Source organism: Vibrio sp. Vb0304 (assembly GCF_033338995.1).
Classification (GTDB): Bacteria; Pseudomonadota; Gammaproteobacteria; order Enterobacterales; family Vibrionaceae; genus Vibrio; species Vibrio alginolyticus.
The window spans coordinates 1-1,352 of record NZ_JAWOTT010000147.1 but is presented as its reverse complement, the minus strand read 5'-3'; the positions used below and the strand labels follow the sequence as shown (position 1 = coordinate 1,352).

The following is a 1,352-nucleotide window of genomic DNA, read 5'->3' as shown; positions in this document are numbered from 1 at the left end:
AAACCGGACTGCCAATACAGTCCGGTTTGTCTTATTTATCAATGAATTATCGTTCGTTAAGCGCTACGAATGCTAGGGGGGTCATCCAAAGCGCCTAATATGTGCGATCTAGTTTTTGAAGAATCCGTTGTACATCATGTACAAATGCGCTGCAGACCAAGAGAAGTTCGACGCACCTTGTACCGCGCCCGTCTCAGGGTTGTAGTTTTCACGGATTGGCATGTCACCCGTCATACCTTCTGCGTTGTTAAACAACTCATTCGCCATTGCAATCGCTTCTTCTTTGTAGCCGTAGTTTTCCATCGCACGGAAGCCAAAGTACACTTGGTCTAGCCACACACGACCACGCCAGTACACATCTTTACCGTAAGCAGGGTTGGTTTGCGATGCGGTCGGCAAAGGCACACCCGTTCCTTGGAATTTATCTGGCGTGTTGAACTCGTCTTGATCACGCATTACCGCGATCACTTTATCGGCATGCTCTTGCGTTGCTGCACCATTAAACAGCGGCGACCAACCTTCAGGGCCACGTCCACGCTCTACAATCGGCAAACCCGCGCAACCATTTGCAAGAGGCGCAGGAGTAGTGCCATCTTTAGCCACATTTAAGTGAATGTCGTAGAAGAATCCTGTGCTTTCATCAAACATACATTGGTTAATGTACGTCTTGATTTTTTCTGCGCCGTTAAGGAATTCTTGCGCTCGATCTTTACCTTCTACGCCATCGGACACCAACTTCGCCATTTCCGCTAAGTATTTGTTGTCTGAGTACATGTAAGAGGCTTGATCCACCGATTCTTGCAGCATAGAGAAGCCAAGCAGCTCGCCGTCCGCTGCGTTATTGTTGGTGCGGTTTTCTGCAAAACGAACTTCCCAATCTTTCTTCGCAAGATCGAGTTTCGCTAAGTTTTCCGCTGACGTATTGCTGTACACCCACTCTTCGCCTTCCAGCTTGATGCTGTTATCAAAGCCGTACGCACTTGCCGCGTAGCGACCAAGTTGATCCACATTTCTGTCTGGGTTGCTGATGTCTTCAGCTTGCGAATTCATGTTGTGGATGTTGTAGATAAAGCCAAAACGAGCCGCGTTATCCATGCCCGATTCCCAGCCCGCCGCTTCTTGTGCGCCGACGTGAATCGTCATGTAATCCACTTCATCGAGAATCTTATTGTAAGACGCCATGCCTTTTACTTTATAAGAATTACCGTTTTGCTCGATGATGTCTTCTGCAGGAATAATGGTCGTGAAGTTAGGATCGCGCGTTTCTACCCAAACGTACATCACGCCTTCTTCCGTGTTGTGTGCTGGGTCTACTGCCGCGCCGTATTCAGGCACACCATTTTGGTTGTGGT

At 48.4% G+C, this 1,352-nt stretch carries 1 protein-coding gene; it reads right to left on the bottom strand.

Annotation, left to right across the window (positions count from 1 at the left end; translation table 11 throughout):
• Positions 1 to 108 precede the first annotated feature (108 nt).
• Positions 109 to 1,352: MGH1-like glycoside hydrolase domain-containing protein (locus R7P35_RS24550; RefSeq protein ID WP_318092952.1), on the bottom strand; the 1,244-nt coding region annotated here is incomplete at its 5' end.